Genomic DNA, 22,012 nt, shown 5'->3' on the forward strand with positions numbered 1-22,012 from the left:
TGCCAACAAAAAGTCGTAGTTTAATTATTGGCCCTTCTATACAATACGCTTCTGCCTAATTCCTCGTGACATCGGGACCATCACTTTCCTGATATTGTTCTGTCATGAAAAAAGGCTCCCCACCAAGCACAAGCGTGCCCGGCAAGAAGCCTATTTGTTATGATCGTATTCGTTATTGCATACGCTTCGCGATATTGCGAGCCATCCAGACCCCAGCAGCTCCGGCCTGTGCCAGACCACGCGTAATTCCGGCACCGTCCCCGCCACAGAACAATCCCTTGATTTCTGTTTCGAATTCCTCAGTCAGTTTTGGACGTGCCGAGTAGAATTTCGCTTCCACTCCGTAGAACAATGTGTGCTCGGAAGCAATTCCCGGCGTTACCTTGTCCAGTGCTTCCACCATCTCGATTAGACTTTTCATCGTATTGTAAGGCAACACGAGTCCCAGGTCACCCGGTACCGCTTCCTTCAGAGTAGGCTCCAGGAAGCCTTCCTTAATGCGCGACTCTGTTGAACGGCGACCGCGCAAAATATCGCCGTACTTTTGCACGATGACCCCACCGTTGGACAGATCATTCGCTCGCTTGCAAATTTCTCTCGCGTACTCATTCGGCTTGTCAAACGGCTCTGTAAATGTATGAGATACCAAGAGCGCAAAGTTCGTATTCATCGAGCCCAGCGCTGGATCTTTGTAAGAGTGCCCGTTTGCCGCCATCACTCCACTGTGGTTTTCCACGACCACGTGACCCGATGGATTACTACAAAACGTCCGTACACGCGTTCCGACAGATGTATTGAAAATGAATTTTCCTTCGTACAAGTGCTCATTGATTTCGCGCATGACGACATCGGACGTCTCCACACGTACGCCTACGTCGACTTGATTGTTGTACATTTTCAGGCGGCGCTTTTTCAGGATATTGGTCAACCATGCGGAGCCATCGCGACCCGGTCCGATTACCACGTAATCAGCTTCATACTCTTGGCCGTTTTTCAAGACGACACCTTTTACTTGATGTCCGTCTGCTTCTTTCACCGTAATGATGTCCTCGACTTCTGTCTTGAACATCATGTCGATATGCTTCTTCAAATGCTCGAAGATCGACTGGAGAATCTCCAGGTTTTGCTCCGTTCCCAAGTGACGCACCTGCGCTCGCAACAGCTTGAGTCCTGCTGCATAGCCACGCTGCTCGATGCTCTTGATCGTCTCGGTGGTCGGGTCCGTAATCGATTGAGTAGCTCCATGCTCCAAATTGATTTCATCCACGTATTTGATCAGCCCAAGTACAGTGGAAGGGCTGAGATAGTCTGTCATCCAACCGCCAAATTCGGTGGTGATGTTAAATTTACCATCGCTATAGGCGCCTGCTCCACCAAAACCACTGGTAATCGAACAGGCCGGCAAACAGCCTGCGAAATCTTTTTTTCCTGCTGGCGGCGGGCAGAGCTTGATCTTTTCCTCCAAGATCGGACAGCGTCTGCTATAGATGTCATGCCCTTTATCAATCAACAGCACCTTGGCATTCGGTGCTTTTCGCATTACCTCGTAGCATGTAAAAATCCCTGCTGGTCCTGCTCCTACAACGATCACATCATACTTATTCATTTCGTTCCCTCCCCAAAAAAATGCAAAAAATTCCCGGCCGACGAATAGGGTATACCAAACCTGCCCTATTCGTAGCCGGGAATTTACGGTTCCCTGTAGAGACCCTCAAACCATATTTCTGAGGATATACGAATACAAATCACTATTTCATTCGTCAAACCTGCGTTGTTCTTCACAACAATATGTATCGTAGCTTATAAGGTGAATCAAGTCAACAAGAAACAACCTATTTATTCGTCTTTTAAAGTTGTTTTTATCGTAAACATGCCTTTACAATTCGTAAATACACCAGAATCCGAACATTAAAAACGAACATTCGTTATTTCTGTTCATTCCCCTCATTTGTCAGGAAGGAATCAAACACAAACGGATAGAATAGATAGAATTTTATGAAATATTTGCAGTTCTTTCTTTCATTCAAATCCGAATTCAAAAAAGGATGAGGCCTGTACATGCGGGATTATCGCTATTATCAGTCTGCCTTTGCCGGTGTTCCCAAGCCGTTCGCTTTCGTCGACCTAGATCTGCTGGAGGAAAATGCGGAGCAAATCTGTTTGCAAAGCAATGGAAAACCCGTTCGAATCGCGAGCAAGTCGATCCGAAGCGTTGCCATTCTCAAACATGTATTGCAGTTGGACGATTGCTTTCGTGGTCTCATGTGCTATTCCGCTCCTGAGGTGCTTCACCTGTGCGAAGCAGGCTTCGATGACCTGCTACTCGGCTATCCGCTCTGGGAAAAAAGCTGGCTTTTGTCAATCGCCTCTGAGATTAAGAATGGACGCTCCATTACTTTGATGATCGACTCTCTCCCTCATGTCGAACAACTCGAACAAATCGCCCGGGAAACGGGAACCAGCCTGCCGGTCTGTCTCGATATCGACATGTCGTCTGATGTGTTGGGGCTGCATTTCGGCGTCTGGCGCTCCCCTCTTCGCTCTCTCGAGGCGTCCCTCTCCCTTGCCAAGCGCGTTGCTTCCTCCGATCATCTCTACCTAGATGGTGTGATGGGGTACGAGGCTCAAATTGCTGGCGTAGGGGATCGATACCCTCGTCAATTCCTGAAAAACAGCATCATTCGTCTCCTCAAGCAATATTCCGTGAAAGAAGTGGCTGCTCGACGTGCCACACTGGTGCATGCCATTTGCGAGCTAGGCATTTCTCTCCGCTTTGTAAACGGTGGAGGAACGGGCAGCTTGCACTTGACCGGGAAAGAAGACGCCATTACAGAGGTTACAGCAGGCTCCGGATTTTTTTCGCCTGGACTCTTTGACTACTTTCAAGATTTTCGGTTTCATCCTGCTGCCGGATTTGCTCTGGAGATTATCCGCAAGCCCACAGAGCATATCTACACATGTGCCGGCGGAGGCTACATCGCCTCTGGTTCTGCTGGGCGTGACAGACTCCCCAAGCCTTACTTGCCAGCGGGAGCGAAGCTGTTCCCCAACGAAGGAGCAGGTGAAGTACAGACACCGATCCACTATCAAGGCATGGAAACGCTGGAGCTGGGAGACCCGATCTTTTTTCGCCATGCCAAAGCAGGAGAGCTCTGCGAACGTTTTACCCGGCTGTATTGCATCTCTGGCGGGAAAATCATCGAGGAAGTGACCACCTATCGGGGGGATGGATTATGCTCACTGTAAAGAAGCACGCGAATCACTGGACCAATTGGACAGGAAATGTACAAAGCCAGCCAAAGCAAGTCGCGATGCCAGGGTCCGTGGATGAGGTCGTGCAGCTTGTCCTTGCTTGCAAGAAGGCAGGTACACGGATTCGAGTCGTCGGCTCCGGTCATTCCTTCACTCGGCTCGTCCAGACAGAAGATTGCTTGCTATCCTTGGATCATCTCCAAGGAATCGTCAGTGTAGACCCTGCCTCTGATACCGTTGAAGTCTGGGCAGGCACCAAGCTCAAGACACTCGGACACCTCCTGCATCAAGCGGGCTACTCTCAAGAAAACCTCGGAGACATTAACGCCCAGTCCATTGCAGGGGCCGTCAGCACCGGAACACATGGCACAGGCATTCATTTTGGCAGCATCTCCACGCAAGTCGTCGGGCTGACAGTCGTGACCGCATCCGGGGAGGTTTTGGAAGTATCCGATCAGGCCCAGCCGGAGCTGTTCAAAGCCATGCAAGTCTCCCTCGGTCTCTTGGGCATCATCGTACGCGTCAAGCTTCGTGTCCTCCCAGCCTATCGCCTGCGCTACCAAAGCCGTCGCATGCAGTTAGAGGGGTGCCTGTCCTCTCTGGAGACGTTTAAAGCCGAGCATCGGCATTTTGAATTTTTTATCTTCCCGTATTCGGACACCGTTCAAGTGAAATTCATGAACGAGACCAATGATCCCCCTAGCGGCAATCAACGATGGAGCTATTTGAAAAAAATGGTCGTGGAAAATGGGCTGTTTTGGCTCTTGTCCGAGAGCTGCCGATTGCGCCCTTCTCTCACCAAAAGCGTCAGCAGGCTGTCCGCCCAAAGCGTTCCCTCTGTCCATGAGAGCGGCTACAGCCATCAACTTTTCGCCACCCCTCGCCTTGTGCGTTTTTACGAAATGGAATACTGCTTACCTGCTGAGCATATGGGCGATGCCATACGGGAGCTGTGTCAGGCGATTGAGCTAGAGCGCTTTGCCGTTCATTTTCCGCTGGAATGCCGGTACGTCAAAAAGGACGACATCTGGCTCAGTCCCGCTTACGAACGGGATAGCGCCTTCATTGCCGTCCACATGTACAAGGGCATGCCGTACGAAGCGTATTTTGCCCGGATGGAGGAAATTTTCGCCCGATACGGCGGACGTCCACACTGGGGGAAAATGCACAGCATGACCGCCGAGCAGCTTCATCAGGTCTATCCGCGCTTGCCCGACTTCCTCGCCATTCGCTCTGAGCTCGACCCTGACGGCTTGTTCGTGAACCCGTATTTAGCCGAGCTATTCGGCATTTCCTGAAGACCATCCTTACACTACAAAAATGCCCCGACCATATCATCATGGCAGGGGCATTTTCTATCGAGCAGGAAGGCTTAGCCTTGCGTTGGGAGATTCGGTTTATGCGCCTTTTTGCGTCCATAGCGCACATAATAGTAGGTATAGAACAGCACGAGTGCACCAATTCCGTAGAAGAGTCCAATTCGCTGTGTCGGGTCAAACGCCGGGAAGATAAGAATGAATGTGCAAAGCGCCAGACACAAGAGCGGCATCACCGGGTAAAACGGTGCTACGAACTGTAAATCTTCTATTTTTCCACCCTCACGCAAGTATTGACGGCGGAAATTGAATTGAGAGAGAGCAATCCCCATCCACGTGAAGGTAACCGCAATACCGGATACAGCCATGAGCAGCACGTATACCGTATCCGCTGCAACCACACTGGTTAACAGAGATAGAAGCGAGAACGCCAGCGTCGCCAAGAGCGCGTTCAAGGGCACTTTACGCTTGGTCAATTTTCCAAAAACAGGATGAGCCATATTGCTATGGGAAAGGGACCACAACAAGCGAGTGGCTGCGTACAAGCATGAGTTTCCGACAGACAACAGAGCCGTCAAGATGACGAAGTTCATGATATCCGCTGCAAATGGAATCCCCACTGCATCAAATACCGTCACAAACGGACTTTCCAAGAGTCCCAGCTCACTTGAGGGAAAGAGTGCGGACAAGATCGTGACCGACGCCACATAGAACACGAGAATACGAAACACAATGTTGCGAATCGCCCGCGGAATGGTCTTTTGCGGGTTTTCTGCTTCCCCGGCTGCAATTCCGATCAGTTCAGAGCCTTGATAAGAGAATACGACGTTCATCATCGTCACAAAGACAATCGCAATGCCAAACGGGAATAGTCCCCCATCTGCCGAGAAGTTGGAGAGAAACGGAGCGGGTCTTCCTTCCATACTGACAATACCGAATATAGCACCTAGTCCGACAATAATAAAAATAAGAACGGCTAATACTTTAATTCCGGCAAACCAGTACTCGGTTTCTGCAAAACCTTTTGTTGTCAGCGCATTGAAGGCAAAGAGCAAAACGATGAAGAGCGCGCACCAAATCCAGATCGGTGTATCCGGGAACCACCGTTGCATGACCATGCCCGCGGCAGTAAACTCTACCCCGGCCGTTGTAGCTGACCCTAGCCAATACATCCATCCCAGTGTAAACCCGCTCGCCGGACCAATATACTTGCTGGCGTAGGCTTGGAAAGAGCCTGTTACTGGCATCTTTACAGAAAGCTCGCCCAGGCACGTCATGACCAGATACAGCAAAATCCCGCCGATGATATAGGCGACAAGCGCTCCGCCTGGTCCAGCCTGATTGATCGTGAAGCCAGCGTTGAGGAAGAGCCCTGTCCCGATCACGCCACCTAACGACAGCATAAACAGGTGGCGACTTTTCATGGAACGTTCTAGCTGTGTATCTCTTTCATTCCCAGTGTTCATATGATTCCTCTCTTTCACCAGCTTTTTAAGAGGTCTATCAGAGGTCTATAAAAGAAGAGAGAACTGCCTGCACTAGAAACGCAGGGACAGGCAGCTCAATCCTCCATCTTGTTTGCGGAATTCAGACATATCCAGCTCAATCACATGGTAGCCAGCGTCAGTGATTTGCTTTTTCGTGCTATCAAAGCCCTTTGGAATAATGACGTAGTCGTTGATATGGATGCAGTTCGCAGAGTACTCGACTTCTTTTTCCACGATCAGATGCTTGTATTGGCTAAACACTTCAGAATCGATGAACTCCCCAGCCAGAACCAGCAAGTCATTGCCAAGGTAGGCGATTCCTGTTTTCAGGTGGAAAAACTCTTTCAACGGAACAATGATGACTTCATATCCGTATTTGGAGAGAATCTCGCGGAACTGGATGGCTCCTTCTTCATTGGTGCGTGTCGACAGACCGACATAGAAATGGTTGTCTACCTGCATCACGTCTCCACCATCGAGGAAGCCAGGGGCCTGAATATATTCAATCGTGTCATAAAAACGAGGAAGCACCAATTTCATATCCTCAATTTCACCATTGCGGCTTTCTGCACCGGGATTGGTGATGACGGCGCACTTTTCCGTGAGGACAGCTGTATCTTCTACAAACGTAGAATCCGGGAAACGCTCGTCCGCTTCCAGAACAGTTACATCCATACCTGTCTGTTTCAGCGCTTCTACATAAGCGGCATGCTGTTTGAGAGCAAGTTCAAAATCAGGTGAACCCAAATCAGAAGTCGTCAAACCATTTACATAACTCTTTCCCGGTTTTCTTACAATCGCACGTGAAAATTTCATGATGATAGATCTCCCTTCTGTTTTCGAATCTTGCTTTTGTCTATCAGTGGGCGACGGAGAAACGAGCATGTAAACGCTTCCTCATCTGCTGCTTTTGCTTGTTCATCGCCACCATGTTGCATTCATTTTCCTCTGAGCAACCACTCAGAAAAATTCCGCATTGTGGAATCACTTCTGCAATACAAAATTACACTCTTAATGTAAAATAGTTTCAAATTTTTTGTCAATGAATTTTTATCTAGTCTGAATTATATTGATTCGGCTGAAAAATTCTGATAGATTGAGGTCATATTAAGCTGGCGTGACATTCAACGAGCAGTCACTATGCAACAAAGCCAGGAGGTAACCCACGTTGGTACAATCGATTGACCGGGCAATGAGCATCATCTCCGTCCTGGTATCAGATCCAAACAAGCAGCAATGGTCCATCTCGGAAATTGCTGAACAAACGAACCTGCCACTGAGTACCGTACACCGTTTAATAAGCAGCCTCATCAAGCATGGACTCATCCTCCAGGTTCCTGAGAACAAGCAGTACAAGGTCGGCTATACGTGGATGGAAATCGGGCTGCGCATCCTGGACAAGATGGATATGCGCGCTGTCGCCCGAACTGTCATGGAGCGATTGGCAGCAGATGTACGAGAAACAGTCTATCTGAACATTCCACAGGGCTCTCATGCCATCGTACTCGAACGTGTGGAAGGTCCCATGTCTGTCAGAAGCATGGATAATCTGGGCGAGCGTATTCCGCTACATATCGGTGCGGCAAACAAAACGATTCTCGCCAGCATGAATCTGACCGAAGCAGAGCAAATCGTGACCGGTTTAATCCCGGATGCAGAAAAACGTCGCGAGCTGTTAGAACGACTGCCAGAAATCAGACAAAACGGCTATGCAGTCAGCTACGGTGAGAAAACCGAGGGCACCGCATCCATTGCCGCTCCTATCTTCGGTGTCAACCAAAAGGTCGTGGGCGCTTTGAGTATCGGCGTTCCGAGCTATCGGATCAACGAGCAACTCTTGTCCTCACTCATTGAACAAGCCCAACAAAGTGCCAAAGAAATTTCCCACAAGATCGGTGCCTTACCTTAATTTTTTTGCCCACTAACCGGAAATGGTTTTCACTATACGGAAAACGGAGGCGTTTTTTATGCAAAAATGGCAAACAAAAGAGCAGCTCGTTGATCTCTTGTGCAATTTGGTAAGCATCCCAAGCATTACAGGATCATCTGCCGAGAAGGACTTGCCTGGCTACGTCGTCGATCAGCTGCGTACCCTGCCTTATTATCAAGCCAATCCCGATCATGTGCGTGCGAATCCGACTGGAGACGGGCGCCATTTTGTCACTGCACTGGTCAAAAAAGAAGGGGTACGGGACACCGTCATTCTCGTCAGCCATTTTGATGTGGTCGATGTCGAGGATTACGGCGCCTGGATGAAGCATGCTTTTGATCCGAAGACCCTCACTCCTCTCTTCCAACAAAACCAAGCGGATATGCCAGCCGACGTTCAACAGGATATCCGCACCGGCAACTGGCTGTTTGGCCGTGGCACCATGGATATGAAATGCGGACTGACGCTGCACATGTCGATGATTGAGCAAGCCATTGCTGGAGAGTTCAACGGCAACATTTTGCTTCTGACAGTCCCTGACGAAGAGGTGAATTCTGTCGGGATGCGAGCAGCAGTCCCAGCGCTTTTGAAAATCGCCGAAGAGTTCGACCTGAGCTACACGACCGTGCTCAACTCCGAGCCGATGTTTACCCGCTATCCGGGGGATACGAATACGTACTTGTACACAGGCTCCATCGGAAAAGTACTGCCAGGCTTCCTCTGCTACGGCAAAGAAACACATGTGGGCGAGCCTTTTGCTGGGTTAAACGGCAATTACATGGCCTCTCAAATTACTTGTGAGCTCGAGCTGAACACATCTTTTTGCGAAGTTGTCGAGGGGGAAGCATCTCCTCCGCCGACGAACCTGATTCAAAAGGATCTGAAAAAAGAGTACTCTGTGCAAATTCCGCACCGTGCTGTGACGCTGTTCAACCTGTTCCTGCTGGAAAAGCAAATGGAGGATGTCGTAGAGCCGCTGCTAGAATCGGCAAGAAATGTCGCAGAGCGCATGAAGCAAAACTACCTCAAGCACGCGAGCCAGTTTGCCAACTTCGCGCCGTTTAGCCCACGTGATCTGTCCATTTCCGTCATGACTTACGAAGAACTGTACGCCTACGCGAAGAAAACGTACGGGGAAGAAAAGCTGCGTCAGCTGGAAGCAGATGTGATCGCCAACCGCGGCGACAAGGACGACCGCGATACCACGATCGAACTGGTGGATCAATTAGCGATTCTGTGTAAAGAACTATCGCCGATGATGATTTTGTTCTTCGCACCACCGTTTTACCCGGCAGTCAGCTCACGCAATCATCCTCTGATCCAGCAAACGATGGAAGAGATGAAAGCATACGCGAGAGATCAGCACCAGGTCAATTTGGTCAAGCAAAACTACTTTGGCGGAATCTCTGATTTAAGCTACGTCGGACTCCAATATCCGGCGGCATCCATGAAGCCATTGGTAGCGAACATGCCTTTGTGGGACAACGGCTACTCCATTCCGCTTCAGGAGCTCGAAGCTTTTGATGTACCTGTCATGAACCTCGGTCCAGTCGGACGTGACGCCCATCAGTGGACAGAACGTCTGGATGTCGACTATGCTTTCGATACGTTAAAAGACATGCTTCCTCGTTGCATCCAGTCTCTCTTGCAAAATGGGAAAGCATTGAAGGAATAAAAAAGGGGAAAAGGTTCCTGTACCGATAGTTTACTGTCGCGCGGGAGCCTTTTTCCTTATAATGAAGAAAAACCATTTCAAGGGAGGGTTACGCATGGAATTTCAAGCGAAGGAAAATGGCTTTGTCACTCAACTATCCTACGGTGAGCTGCACGTATCAGGTGATGAACAGTATGGCTTTCGCCCCTACCAGCTCTTGGTCTCTTCCATCGCTGTTTGCAGTGGCGGTGTTTTGCGAAAAGTATTGGACAAGATGAGAATGCCGTGCACGGATATGAAAGTAACAGCAGATGTTCAGCGAAATGAGGCAGAGGCAAATCGGGTTGAAAAAATTCACCTCCACTTCATCATTACGGGTGAAAATATGAAAGAAGAAAAAGTGCAAAAAGCCATTGAAGCCGCGAGCAAAAACTGCCCGATGGTCCAATCTGTCAAGGGAAGCATCGTCGTAACCGAGTCCTTCGAATTGGTATCATGATAGGAAATACAGTGCTGCCGCCCACTCCTTTGTTTCTACTTCAAGACATACAGCAGGTCACCTTGTCACCGACAGAAGCATGGACGTTTTCCGGCGGATCTACCCATGCCGTGCTCATCGTGACAAAAGGATCGGGCCGGATACTGAACGAGTCGGATCAAGCCACTCTACTAGATGGGAGTGTGCTCGTCCTTTCTCGAGAATCTGCGAGGCAAGTAAGCGCTGATTCTCGAGAGCCACTCCGTCTCCTCGTATTCTATTTTGACGCCCTGCAACAGCAAGATCAGGTCACCAACGCCTACAGCCCGAGTCTTTCCTGGCATCTTGGCCACAGCTCCTGTTTATTTCACCAGGTGGATCACGGTACGGAGCTTGCCCTCACACTGTATGTCCATCGACAAGCCAGTGATCCGTTGGAAGCTTTTCAAAATCAAATTCGCTTTCAGCAATTACTGCACCTGATTTGGAGCCATGCAGAACGGCAGGCTGCCGTAGAAACGTCAAGCGTTGTCGAACAGACGATTTCTTACATTCATACGAATTATGCGGAGCCAATCACCTTAGATGATTTGGCGAATCGAGCTGGCCTCACCCCTCGGTATTACACCGAAGTCTTCAAGAAAAGGGTCGGAAAAAGCCCGATCGAATATTTGACGAGCTGCCGGATGGCGCATGCCAAGACGTTTCTGCGAGAATCGAATAAACGATTGCGCGAGGTAGCACGCCTGGTCGGGTATGCCGATGAGTTTTACTTCAGCAGACGCTTTAAACAGCAGGTAGGCGTGTCGCCGACTGTCTTTGTCCGTATGAATCAGAAGCAAATGGCACCCGTCACCTTCCACTATGCCGAGTATTTATTGGCACTCGGAATCAGACCGATTGGCGCTCCCGAAGAGCAGGTCACTTATTTACGCGAGCAATTACGGATAAAAGAAGCAGATGAGATTGTCAGTCTGCCCGAGAACACACCAGACTTGATCAAACCATTGCAACCGACGTTTATTTTGACCGAATCGACAGGGGACAGCACTGCTTTCTCCAAGATTGCACCTACTCTGGCCCTTCCGTGGCTTGCGCATGATGTATTTGGTCATTTGAACATGCTAGCCGATGTGCTTGGCATGAAAGATCAGGCACACATGTGGCTCAAGCAGCATGAACAGAAGGTTTTGAAGGCGAAGCGATGCATCGACGCTCATATTCAGAAGGAAGAAACATTCTTGATCCTCAATGTACGTCCACGGAGCCTATTGGCATACGGTGCGAGAAATATCGGGCATGTGCTGTACAAATCCTTGAAGCTGACGCCACCCAAAAGGATTCAAGAAGAGTTAACACGCAACCCCAATTTCTGGGCGACCCCCATCAACGAGGATCAATTAAGCCAGTACGCAGCAGATTGGCTGTTCGTCCATATTTTTGATGATGATCTCTCACAAGCACACTTCCTAGAGTTGATGAAACAGGATGTATGGCAACGAATTCCTGCTGTCCAAAAAGGGCAAGTGGTCATTCTTAATCCGATTTGGTTCTCGTATGATCCCCTCTCCCTCGACATCCAGCTGGAAGAGGCCGTCCAAATTTTGACCTATTCAAACACCGCCACATTGTCCAAAGAAAACCGGAATATTCTCCATAGATGAAAAGAGTGCGTTCAGGGTAAGATGGACTCTATTAATGAGAATCATTTTCATTCATGGAGGATATACGATGAAACGATTACGCATACAAGCTTGGCTGCCCGGATTGATGATTCTTCCCTTGCTCTTACTCACGGCATGCGGCCAGACAGCCAGCCCCAATCCATCGGCACCTGCACAAGAGAGTAAGAGCAGCGAGACGCGTGTCCTGAAGCACGCAAAAGGCGAATCGACCATTCCTGTAAAACCTCAGCGCGTCGTAGCCCTACAATATTTGGGTCCCATGCTTGCCATTGGTGTGAAGCCAATCGGTGCGTTGAAGGGCCATATGGAAGGTCCGGACTTGGAGCCACTGGTCAGTGGAATCGAAGTCGTGGGAGATTATGATGCCTATAATCTGGAGAAAATCCTCGAGTTGCAGCCTGACTTGATCCTCACCGGTACCGAAGTCGAGCAACAAGTATATGAAAAGCTGACAAAGATTGCGCCTGTCGTGGCGATCGACTTCGATCAATATGATGTCTACGGGCATGTACAAAAGGTAGCGGAAGCGCTAGGTCGCGAGGAAGAAGGAAAGGCTTGGGAGCAGAAGTATAAAGCAAAGGTTGAAGAAGCACGTAAGCTGGTCCTCGCTAAGGTCGGGAAGGACGAGACTGTTGCAGCATTCAACGTCCGTGCGAAAACGATCAAAATGTACGGTGCTCGCAACATGGGCCATGTTTTGTACAACGATCTTCAGCTGACTCCACCGCCACTCATTAAGAGCGAGATCGATAAAGACCCGCTGTTCTGGTCAAAAGACGTGTCCATGGAGCTATTACCGGAGTATGCAGCCGACCATATTTTCCTGATGCTGTTCCCTGGGGAAGACGCCGCTCAGTATTTAAAAGAAATCGAGCAAAGCAGTCTGTGGAAGAACTTACCCGCTGTCAAAAACAATCATGTTTACGTAGTCGATGTGGATAGATGGCTTGGCTATGAACCGATTCTGATTGAAAAGCAGCTGGATGAAGCTGTGCAGAATTTGACTGGAACGAAGAAATAATAAGAAGATCTGTGAAGGGCATTCTGGTTTGGGTCAACATAGTGGTAGAGAAGAAAAAGCACAGTTCTCTTCGACTCTGACACGCCCGCAAGGGGGGATTGACTGTCCGTCTCCACTTCAAAAAGGGGACCGTCGAGCCAAAGCCACCTTACGGGCGGAAGTTTCTCAAGGAAGAAGTGTTCGACAAGCGGGTCCCCTTTTTGAAGTTCCGACTGGGTAGGCGTTGTCAAGGTCTACGAGCTCTGTGCTTTTTCTTCTCACCAGCCGCTTTATTGGTTCATCGTTTCATCCGACTATTATGAGAAAAAACAGCCCGGAAGCTTAGCTCACCGGGCTGTTTTTATTAGTTGCTAACAGGCTGTTGCTGTGGAACCTTCACTCGATTCTTTTTGCCTTCTGGAATGAGCAGATTCAAAAGAACCGTTGCCAAGGCCCCTACTGTAATGCCTGAAGATAGAATGTAGTTCACGAAATCAGGTACTCCTGCGAGCGCATCTTTTGGCAGGACCGTTACCGCCATTGTCAGCAGGATCGGCAAACCGATGACCATCATTGTCCGATCATCAATCGTAATGTTTTGAATGACTTTGATTCCGTTAGCCACAATCGCTACACACACGATCCCAAAAATTCCGTTGATGACTGGCTCCGGTATACAGGTAATCGCTGCCGACAGCTTCGGCACCAACCCAAGGGTAATCAAGATCAATCCTCCAGCCATAATCGCCATCCGGCTTCCTACTCCTGTCACCGCAATCAATCCAGCATTGGAGGAATAGCCAGTCGTAGGTGTACCTCCGAACAATGCCCCGACAAAGCACCCCAAGCCTTCACCGACAGCACCGCGATTCAGTCGCTCCTCCGTCAATTCACTGTTCGTTACTGTAGAGACGACGAACCAAGTCCCTGTTGTTTCAATCATGATAATCAAATAAACAAAAAGCATCGTCAAAACAGCACTGAGATCAAATACAGGAGCCCCATACGGAAACAGCTTCGGCATGGACAGCCACGGTGCTTGTCCAACCGGACTAAAATCTACCGTTCCAAAAAAAGCAGCAGTGACCGTTCCGACGAAAATCGCAATCAGAACAGATACAAGTCTAAAAAACGCACCCGCAACCTTTGCTCTTGTGCCAAGCAGCATACAGATGACAAGCACACCAGCAGAAACGGCGGCAATTAAAATATTGGTCCAAATATTTCCCGGGGAGTGATAAATGTTTCCCATCCCTGTTGGCATCAAGGCAATGCCTACGATGATGATCACCGTCCCGCCGACTAGCGGTGGAATGAATTTGCGAACCGCTTTGGCAAACCATTTCAATGGATAACCCATCAGGGCCACAAACAGCGCCCCAGGAATCATGCTGCCAATCATCGCACCCATCCCCAGCTTACTGCCGATCGCAGCCAACGCACCGATGGGTACATAGGAAGGGCCTTGCACGACAGGCAAACGCAATCCAAATCCAGTCTGGATCAACGTCCCGATACCCGTCGCGAGAAAACACATTTGAATAAAGAAAGAAGTGCTTGAAGCGTCCATGGTGAGCAGCCCTGCAATAATAATAGGAGCAATGTACAAGTCCATAGCCAACACATGCTGCAAACCAAGTAAAAACGCCTTGCCCACACTGATTTTGTCATCGACGCCCACAACAAGCTGATTGCTTTCGCGATGTTGTTCCACTTTCAAAAGGCCTCCCTAGTGGTATTTTAGCTAATTACGAACGATATAAATGGGATTATAACGGATAATTACGTTTTTAGGCAACTATTCACGTAATAAATAAGTGATACCACTTTGTAATGTTCGTGTTTTCTGTTGACTTCCCTTCTAGTCTCCCGCTACAATGGGTGAATAACCGAAGTATCGACAAAGGAGTGTCTCATCAATGATCGTGCAAGATACCGTGCTGCGTAATGAGTGGATCGTCGCCTATCGTTCGGTGGATGTGCAAGACCGCCCAATCCAGGTCACCATTATGGGCGAGCGGGTCGTCCTCTTCCGCAACGAAGAAGGAATCCATGCGTTTAAAGACCTCTGTATTCACAGAGGCGCTGCCCTGTCTCTGGGCTGTGTCCGAGAAGGAAAGCTGGTCTGTCCGTATCACGGATGGGAATATGAAGCATCCGGAGCCTGTGTAAAAATCCCTCAGCTGCCTGCCGATCAAGCCATTCCAGGCAAGGCGCGCGCTGTATTATACGGTTGTGCAGAGCGCTATGGATTCGTGTGGGTGAATCTCGGCAACCAATCTCCTGAGTTTTTTGACCTGCCGGAATTTGAGGATCATCATTTTCGAAATGTCATTTGGGGGCCACAGACAGTAACAGCCAAGCCTCCACGCATCGTAGAGAACTTTTTGGATGTAGGCCATCTGGCTGTCGTTCATGAGGGTTTTTTGGGTGTCGAAACACACATGGAAATCGGGGATTACCGCGTTCACCGCGACGAGAACGGTGTTATTCGCACGGATGAGATCAAGATTTTCCAGCCTGACCCGGACGGTACTGGTCAAGCGAAGCACGTCTATTACACATACGAAATCCTCCGTCCGCTCACGGTAAAATTCACGAAACGCGATGCGGAAAACGGCAATCTGATGTCCATTTTGCTTACTGTGATGCCGCAGGATGAAGCGCGAAGCGTAGCTTATGGCGTACTTTCTTTTAATTATGAGACGAACCTTTCCGATGAGGAAATCATTAGCTTCCAAAACCTCATCTTCGCTCAAGATAAACCGATCGTGGAAAATCAAAAGCCTGAGGACCTGCCACTCGATCTGCAAGTAGAGCTGTCCTTAAAATGCGACCGCGCGAGCATCGCTTACCGTCAATACTTGACGGAGATGGGTGTTACGTTCGGTACGGCATAAGCTTCTTAACGAAAATAAAAGGACCTGCCAACTCCGTGATTGCGCACGTAGGTTAACAGGTCCTCTTCTACTTTCCCGTACCGCTTTTATAAAAGTGGAGACAACAGCCGCGTCAACGATTCCAGCAAGCGCAAACGCAGTGGTCGGTTCACATACTCTCCCAGTGTCATCTCCCGGCAATCAGCCAGATCGGAGACAAACAGTTCCTCCAGCTCCTCTGCCATCTTCGAATCGTACATAAACGCATTCGTCTCGAAATTCAGCTTGAAGCTACGAATATCAACATTGGCCGTTCCCACAGACGACAACTGGGTATCCACCACGATTGTTTTGGCGTGCATGAAGCCTTTTTCGTAGAGGTAACAGCGCACACCGCTCTTTAACAAATCGCCGAGATAAGAGTGAGTCGCCCAGAATACCAATAGATGATCTGGCTTTCCCGGGACCATCACCCGTACATCTACCCCAGACATTGCCGCCATCTTCAGTGCGGTTAGCACCCCTTCATCGGGAACGAAATACGGCGTCTGCAAGTAAATCTTCTTCCGTGCCTTGTAAATCATCTTCAAAAAAGCATGCTTAATTTGCTCTTTTTCCGAGTTTGGCCCACTCGATACGATCTGAACCCCAATCGTGCCCTCGGACTCATGAATCTCCGGAAAATACACGAGTGACTCATGCATTCTTTTCGGAGCGGACAAATTCCAGTCCAAGAAAAAGCGTGCTTGCAGCATGTACACCGCTCTTCCTTCTATCAGCAAATGGGTGTCACGCCAATACCCCAGCTTCTTGTCCTTGCCCAAGTATTCATCCCCGATGTTGAAGCCTCCGATATAGCCAACCTTGCCATCAATAATCGTCAGCTTGCGATGATTCCTGAAGTTGACTCGAAAATTCAGGAACGGAATCTTCGCCGGGAAAAAGGAGGCGACTTCTCCCCCTGCTTCTACCAGTGGACGCAGAAACCGGGATGAGACACCAGAAGAACCTACTGCATCATAGAGCAATCGAACCTCGACGCCCTCCTTTGCCTTCTTCGTCAATAATTGAATGAGCTGTTTCCCTAAATCATCGTCATTCAAAATATAGTAGAGCAAATGTATATGCTCGCGTGCTTCCTCCATCTGTTTGAACATGAGGTTGAACAGACTATGGCCTTCCTTAAAAACCTGAATGGTATTATCCTGCGTATAGTACGCTCCATCACTTACCACGTTCATGAAAATCATGTCGCGGTGTCTCTCCATCTCAGGGTCGTTCACTTGTAGTTCACCATGGGCAAGCAACTGCTTTTGTCTATCGACCGCAGCTCGAAAATGAGAAAATTCTCCTTCCTTGAGCCGATACAGCTTTTTCTTGCTTAGCTTATGTCCAAAAATCAGGTAAACGATAAACCCGATGCCCGGTAAAAACAGCAAAACCATCAACCAGGCCCAGGTTGCCGCAATGTTTCGCCTCTCCATGAAAATAAGAACGGCAGCCAAAATCAGGTTACCTATTGTAATAATCGCAAATATTTTTTCAGACATTGCCATCACACCACATCCACCTCTAGGATTTCTCCCATATTACAACATTTACTATTGGGATTCATCCTTCCTATCCATCTAGTTTGTCCTATGTTGCCAATAGTTTTCCACTCTTCATGATACATTTGTCGTCCAAATACACATCCGGCTCTTTGACAACCAGATCAATATGTACCCCCGCGACAATCGTCCCGCCAAACGTATTGTTGCTACCAAAGGCTACGTGAATCGTTCCGTATACCTTCTCATCCTCTAACACAACTCCCGTGATACGCGCCTTATCATTCGTTCCGATTCCGAATTCACCCAGCATCCGCCCATCTTGGTCTCCAAGCATTTGCAGGAGGCGTTCACCCGCTGTTCCTTCTGCCTCTGTGATCCGACCATTTTGGACCGTCAGCAGCAGGGGCGAATCGATTTTTCCGATACCCGCGATGGAACCATCGACGAGGATTTGTCCCTCTGCTGTCCCTTCCAGTGGGGCAATATACGCTTCCCCGGAAGGCAAATTGCCCGATTCTCCCGGATTGACGTACATACCTGTACTCGGCACCCCATTGCGATCTGCGACGGAAAACGTCAGTGACTTGCCCGCTTTTTCGATTCGCACGGTACTTGCTCGGGTCAGCATCTCGGTCACGCGCTCGGTGAGTGCCTTTACTTGTGTATAGTCAGCGGAAATCGCTCCCGCAAGGAACATGTCTTCCGTAATAGCTGGCATGGTAGCCAGTCTCGTACCATTTGCTGCTGCTTCTTTGCGTGCTTTTGTATGCGTCAAAGAGTGTTGCGTCACACATACCACTACATCTGCGCTCTTCATCGCCGCTGCAACAGCCGCAGGAGGCTCTTGACCGGACTTTTCTCGCTCCTTCATAACCATCAGCATCGCTTCTGCCCCGAGCTGTTTACCCGCTTCCCAGAGCGCCTCACCGATATCCCGCTTCCGCTCGTCGGCCACCACCAAAAATGTCTCATTCGCTTTCAACGCCAAGCAATTCACCAAAATAGCTTTGCTGGATTCTATCAAGGTCACGCCGCATCATCCTTCTCATCTATCTTATGGTTAGATTATATCCACTTTTTTCTGGCAAACTCTTCTGTCTTCGCTAGATTGGATCGTTAGTCCTGCCCTTATTATGTTTATCGGAATCTTCTTGCTTTTGCTGTTAAATTTAGTATGATTAGAATACAAATGAAAACGCTTAAGACAATGAGGTCTTCTACCCGCGCTTTATTAATTGGCGCGGGGAAGGCCTTTTTCTTTTGAAAAAATGATAACGTTTTCATTTGGGGGATCGAGAAAAAGAAAAAGGGGATGACAACCATGTCACACAGAAAAGCACAACCCAAAACGTGGTGGCTGACACTGCTGATGATCGTCGCTCTACTCGCGATGCAGATGCCAGCATTGGCCAAAGACACCAGCGTGCAGATGCTCGACAAGGGGAAATGGGCACCTGCAACTTATCAAGCCGTCCATGAATTGATTGAGAAAAACGGCATCAAGAGTGCCTCCTACAATGCCAAAAAGAAGCCGTATGCCGTTTTTGACTGGGACAATACGAGCATCATGCATGACACAGAGGAAGCGCTGTTTGTTTACCAGATCAACCATTTGGCTTACAAGCTCACACCAGAAGAATTCGGGAAGGTCATCCGCACGAATGTACCAGAAGGACCATTTTCCGACTCGTATAAAAACGTCGACGGCAAGCCTGTCACACTCGATGCCATCGCGACTGATCTCGTAGCCGACTACACGTACTTATATCAAAATTATCAAGGTCTTAAAGGAACAAAGTCGCTGGAGGAAGTAACAGCAACAGAGCAATTCGCAGATTTCAAAGCCAAACTGTTTTTCTTGTATGAAGCGATCAACGATACCCACAGCAACACGATTGGCTATCCATGGATCCTCTACCTCTTCACGAACATGACAGTGGAAGAAGTGCAAAAATTGGCGGAAGCATCCAATGATCACAGCCTAGGCATGGCGATTGAAAAAGTAAGCTGGACGAGCCCGAAATCGTTGGCAGGCAAAGCAGGCGTAGTGAAAGCTTCTCATACAACGGGTCTGCGCCTCACTTCCGAAGTCGCAAACCTGATGAACACGCTGCGTGCTAATGGCATCGACGTGTATGTCGTGAGTGCCTCCTTGGAGGATGTCGTTCGTGTCTTTGCCACTCTCCCGAAATATGGCTACAATCTCCCAGCGGAGAACATCATCGGCATGCGTCTGAAAACAGAAAACGGACTGATCACGAATGTGTACCAGCCTGACTACCCGATCACGGTAGCCCACGGCAAGACGGAAGTGATCCAGGATGTATTGGTGAAAAAGTATGGTCATGGTCCGATTTTCATCGCGGGCGATAGCAACGGTGATTTCGAGATGATGACAGAGCTGGACAGCGTGCAGCTCGCTCTCGTCGTGAACCGCGTCAAGGGCGGCAAAATTGGGCAGCAAATTACCAAGGGTGCCGAACAGATGGGTAAGGCCAACCCAACGGTAGTCCTGCAAGGACGTGACGAGAACACAGGCATGTGGATTCCGAGCGAAGCGACGATCCGACTTGGGCAGAAAGAGCCGCAGTTGGTCGCGAAATAAACATGAAAAACCGCCCTTTGTACGGGGCGGTTTTCTTCTTTATTGATTGGTAACTGGAATTCTCCACTCTAGCGGATATTTTTTCTGAACAGCATCTAGTCGTAGTGTGAGCTTCTCCGGGAGCTTGGTTATTTCTCCTCCTTCCCAATGACTGCTGTCCTCCAGCCGAATTTTGTACGTTGCTCGCTCCCGTCCTGACTGGTCAACGGGTCCCTTGGATTGATGACCCATTTTAGCCCGGTAGGTTGTCCCCTGCCCATCTTGAAGTACCCACCAAGGCAAATAAATTCTCGTAATATCTTTGGAAAGTACATCAATCTCCATTTCCATTTGCTGTTTTTCCGAATCATCATCTTTTGCCAGCTTGATACTTTTCAACGTAAATATATCTTCTCCCACTTGTTTGATCACTGGCTTCTTGTTCAATTCATCCGGATGGAAGGTGATACTCATATCGTACGGGATTGCCTTATGGAGGCTATTTATGACGAGTGTCGCTGCTTTGCCTTTTTGCAAAGGATCGTCGTCATTGATCCAACGGAAATGCCCAAAGCGATCAATGGAATAAGAATTAGATATGATTCTTTCCTTCCCCTTGCTGCCATCTGCTCCCTCGTAGTAATATCCCAGCCTATATTGCTGATACGGAAGAAATGGAGCGTAATCCGGGTTCGTCGTCTTTCCAGTTAGCTTTTTTGCTTCTTGTTCCAGTTGTTTTTTGGCCGCCTCTGTCCATTGTGTTTCCAGCTCAATTCGAGTAGCCGTTGGCGTGTTGACGATCTGGTGCAAGGTCATCTTCAATCCATGCTTCGTCACTTGCGTTTGATTGACAGGCAACACAGTCGTTGCGGCCGTTGTTTTTGCCATCGTAACCGGAACTTGCAGCTTCCAGTTTCCTTTTATGTCGCCTATTTCATCAAAATGCATCGACAACGTTTTCGGAAGGGGCTCTTGTCCTTTTTGACCAAGGATAAACCGGATGAATCCGCCATTTTCTTCAAAGGTTATTCCCCAGTCGTCAGAGATGACCTCCCCTTTGGAATCCAGCAATTTAACAGCATTGGATTCAGTGTTTGTCGCTGTCGGATATGTAGGGAGCAACTGCTTGCCATCCGACTGTTTAATCATTAAAGCTACCACTACCTGCGCCGGATCAGCAATGATTTCCTTTACCTCCAAGGTGATCCCTTGATCGGTAACAGAAAGATTCGATGTTTCAGAGAAGCCTTGTCTCGCCGCCTGTTGCAGTCCTTCGTCGAACCCGTCTTGTGTAAAGATCGATTTGACATAGGCCGCAAATGTTGGGGACACTTGCATGGTTCCGAGCAGCCCGAGTACGACAGCGGAAGCGATGCCGATGGAAGCCCATCTCTTGCTACGGTAAAATGAACGCCTTCTCACCTGCAACGCGTCATTTTTGCTTGGCATTTGAAAACTCGGTATCTCGACAGCTCCCGCTACTTTCCTAAGCGTCTCTTGGATTTGCCGCTCCTCGTTAGTCATGAGTCATTGCCCCTTCCCGCAAAAAATCAGATGGAATGCATTCCTTGTCCAATTGCTGCGCAATCAGCTTCCTCGCCTTATGCATGCGCGATTTGACCGTCCCCTCAAAGGAGCCCGTAATTTTGGCGATCTCCGACACACTGAAGCCTTCGTAATAGTAAAGAATAATAACCGCGCGATGCTCCGCCTTCATGCTGCGAATCGCCTGCCATATTTGCCACTGCTCCTCTCGCTGGATCACGTTGTCCAGCGGCGTTAGCGCTTCTTCCGGGATCATCTCTTCATATTCCACCACAGGCTTCTGCTTGCGTACCAGATTCAGAGCCCGAAACGTAATGATCCGGTATAGCCAATTGCGAAAGGCCACTCCCCGTTTTTTATCGAGTCGGTCTATGTGCTGATACGCTTCGATGAGCCCTTCCTGAACGGCGTCCTGTGCCAGATGCTTGTCATGAATGATCAAGTACGCTGTACGGTATGCCATCGCCAGATAAGGCTTGACCAATTGTTCAAAGGCCTCAGGCTCGCCCTCTTGGCATTTGGCAATCAACTCCCACTCATCCACAGCGTTCCCTCCCCTCGTTTTTGCTCTACTGTATATTCACGAGAACGCGGAGTTTGGTTCACGTTACATAGGCGAAAAAATATGAAACATGGAAAAACCCGTCCC

Annotated in this window: 17 protein-coding genes and 1 riboswitch; of the genes, 9 read left to right on the plus strand and 8 right to left on the minus strand. The window is 49.0% G+C overall.

The genetic code is table 11. The features are described from left to right. Window positions 1-172: 172 nt before the first annotated feature. On the minus strand, window positions 173-1,606 hold the full coding sequence (locus tag PMI05_RS08510) for an NAD(P)/FAD-dependent oxidoreductase (RefSeq protein WP_007720042.1): 1,434 nt from the start codon (window positions 1,604-1,606) through the stop codon (window positions 173-175). 52 nt (window positions 1,607-1,658) lie between these two features. Next, a riboswitch (purine riboswitch) is annotated at window positions 1,659-1,758 on the minus strand. Window positions 1,759-2,058: 300 nt separating this feature from the next. Here PMI05_RS08510 and PMI05_RS08515 point away from each other — a divergent pair. Both PMI05_RS08515 and PMI05_RS08520 read left to right on the plus strand, forming a co-directional pair. Beyond that, the gene (locus tag PMI05_RS08515; RefSeq protein WP_007720044.1) at window positions 2,059-3,246 is read left to right on the plus strand and encodes an amino acid deaminase/aldolase; all 1,188 of its coding nucleotides are present in this window, start codon (window positions 2,059-2,061) and stop codon (window positions 3,244-3,246) included. Beyond that, complete coding sequence (locus PMI05_RS08520; RefSeq protein WP_007720045.1) at window positions 3,234-4,550, plus strand: D-arabinono-1,4-lactone oxidase; 1,317 nt, start codon at window positions 3,234-3,236, stop codon at window positions 4,548-4,550. The genes PMI05_RS08515 and PMI05_RS08520 overlap by 13 nt, the downstream gene beginning before the upstream one ends. Before the next feature lie 74 nt (window positions 4,551-4,624). Here PMI05_RS08520 and PMI05_RS08525 read toward each other — a convergent pair whose 3' ends face one another. Both PMI05_RS08525 and PMI05_RS08530 read right to left on the minus strand, forming a co-directional pair. Continuing rightward, complete coding sequence (locus PMI05_RS08525) at window positions 4,625-6,034, minus strand: amino acid permease (protein ID WP_007720046.1); 1,410 nt, start codon at window positions 6,032-6,034, stop codon at window positions 4,625-4,627. Between the two features lie 72 nt (window positions 6,035-6,106). Then, entirely contained in the window at window positions 6,107-6,871 is a 765-nt protein-coding gene (locus PMI05_RS08530) for a dimethylarginine dimethylaminohydrolase family protein (RefSeq protein WP_007720047.1), read from the minus strand. 352 nt (window positions 6,872-7,223) lie between these two features. Here PMI05_RS08530 and PMI05_RS08535 point away from each other — a divergent pair, with 352 nt between their 5' ends. From PMI05_RS08535 to PMI05_RS08555, 5 genes are all read left to right on the plus strand, one after another. Continuing rightward, window positions 7,224-7,964: an IclR family transcriptional regulator gene (locus PMI05_RS08535; RefSeq protein WP_007720048.1), complete on the plus strand. Its 741-nt coding sequence runs from the start codon at window positions 7,224-7,226 to the stop codon at window positions 7,962-7,964. 58 nt (window positions 7,965-8,022) lie between these two features. Beyond that, on the plus strand, window positions 8,023-9,660 hold the full coding sequence (locus PMI05_RS08540; RefSeq protein ID WP_007720049.1) for a M20/M25/M40 family metallo-hydrolase: 1,638 nt from the start codon (window positions 8,023-8,025) through the stop codon (window positions 9,658-9,660). 94 nt (window positions 9,661-9,754) lie between these two features. Further along, a complete protein-coding gene (locus PMI05_RS08545) occupies window positions 9,755-10,138 on the plus strand; it encodes an OsmC family protein (RefSeq protein ID WP_007720051.1) in 384 nt (127 codons plus the stop codon). Continuing rightward, the gene (locus PMI05_RS08550) at window positions 10,135-11,781 is read left to right on the plus strand and encodes an AraC family transcriptional regulator (RefSeq protein WP_007720052.1); all 1,647 of its coding nucleotides are present in this window, start codon (window positions 10,135-10,137) and stop codon (window positions 11,779-11,781) included. The genes PMI05_RS08545 and PMI05_RS08550 overlap by 4 nt, the downstream gene beginning before the upstream one ends. A gap of 67 nt (window positions 11,782-11,848) precedes the next feature. Continuing rightward, window positions 11,849-12,823 carry an ABC transporter substrate-binding protein gene (locus PMI05_RS08555; protein WP_007720053.1) on the plus strand — a complete coding sequence of 325 codons (975 nt, stop codon included), beginning with the start codon at window positions 11,849-11,851 and terminating at the stop codon, window positions 12,821-12,823. Window positions 12,824-13,166: 343 nt separating this feature from the next. Here PMI05_RS08555 and PMI05_RS08560 read toward each other — a convergent pair whose 3' ends face one another. Continuing rightward, on the minus strand, window positions 13,167-14,516 hold the full coding sequence (locus tag PMI05_RS08560) for a uracil-xanthine permease family protein (protein ID WP_007720054.1): 1,350 nt from the start codon (window positions 14,514-14,516) through the stop codon (window positions 13,167-13,169). 205 nt (window positions 14,517-14,721) lie between these two features. Here PMI05_RS08560 and PMI05_RS08565 point away from each other — a divergent pair, with 205 nt between their 5' ends. Then, the gene (locus PMI05_RS08565; RefSeq protein ID WP_007720055.1) at window positions 14,722-15,702 is read left to right on the plus strand and encodes an aromatic ring-hydroxylating dioxygenase subunit alpha; all 981 of its coding nucleotides are present in this window, start codon (window positions 14,722-14,724) and stop codon (window positions 15,700-15,702) included. An 86-nt stretch (window positions 15,703-15,788) separates the two neighbouring features. Here the strand turns inward: PMI05_RS08565 and cls are convergent, their stop codons facing one another. Both cls and PMI05_RS08575 read right to left on the minus strand, forming a co-directional pair. Further along, window positions 15,789-17,237 carry a cardiolipin synthase gene (gene cls, locus PMI05_RS08570; RefSeq protein WP_007720056.1) on the minus strand — a complete coding sequence of 483 codons (1,449 nt, stop codon included), beginning with the start codon at window positions 17,235-17,237 and terminating at the stop codon, window positions 15,789-15,791. A gap of 82 nt (window positions 17,238-17,319) precedes the next feature. Then, window positions 17,320-18,264: an aminopeptidase gene (locus PMI05_RS08575; RefSeq protein WP_007720059.1), complete on the minus strand. Its 945-nt coding sequence runs from the start codon at window positions 18,262-18,264 to the stop codon at window positions 17,320-17,322. Window positions 18,265-18,555: 291 nt separating this feature from the next. Here PMI05_RS08575 and PMI05_RS08580 point away from each other — a divergent pair, with 291 nt between their 5' ends. Continuing rightward, window positions 18,556-19,839, plus strand: a complete 1,284-nt coding sequence (locus PMI05_RS08580) for a haloacid dehalogenase-like hydrolase (RefSeq protein ID WP_007720060.1) — start codon at window positions 18,556-18,558, stop codon at window positions 19,837-19,839. Between the two features lie 39 nt (window positions 19,840-19,878). On the opposite strand, the gene PMI05_RS08585 is transcribed toward PMI05_RS08580, so the two are convergent. Both PMI05_RS08585 and PMI05_RS08590 read right to left on the minus strand, forming a co-directional pair. Beyond that, window positions 19,879-21,342, minus strand: coding sequence for a DUF4179 domain-containing protein (locus tag PMI05_RS08585; RefSeq protein ID WP_007720061.1), 1,464 nt, complete (start codon window positions 21,340-21,342; stop codon window positions 19,879-19,881). After that, a complete protein-coding gene (locus PMI05_RS08590) occupies window positions 21,335-21,907 on the minus strand; it encodes an RNA polymerase sigma factor (protein WP_007720062.1) in 573 nt (190 codons plus the stop codon). Before PMI05_RS08590 ends, PMI05_RS08585 begins: the two co-directional genes overlap by 8 nt. Between the last annotated feature and the right edge of the window lie 105 nt (window positions 21,908-22,012).

Origin of the sequence: Brevibacillus sp. BC25 (genome assembly GCF_000282075.1) — a bacterium.
Taxonomy (GTDB): Bacteria; Bacillota; Bacilli; order Brevibacillales; family Brevibacillaceae; genus Brevibacillus.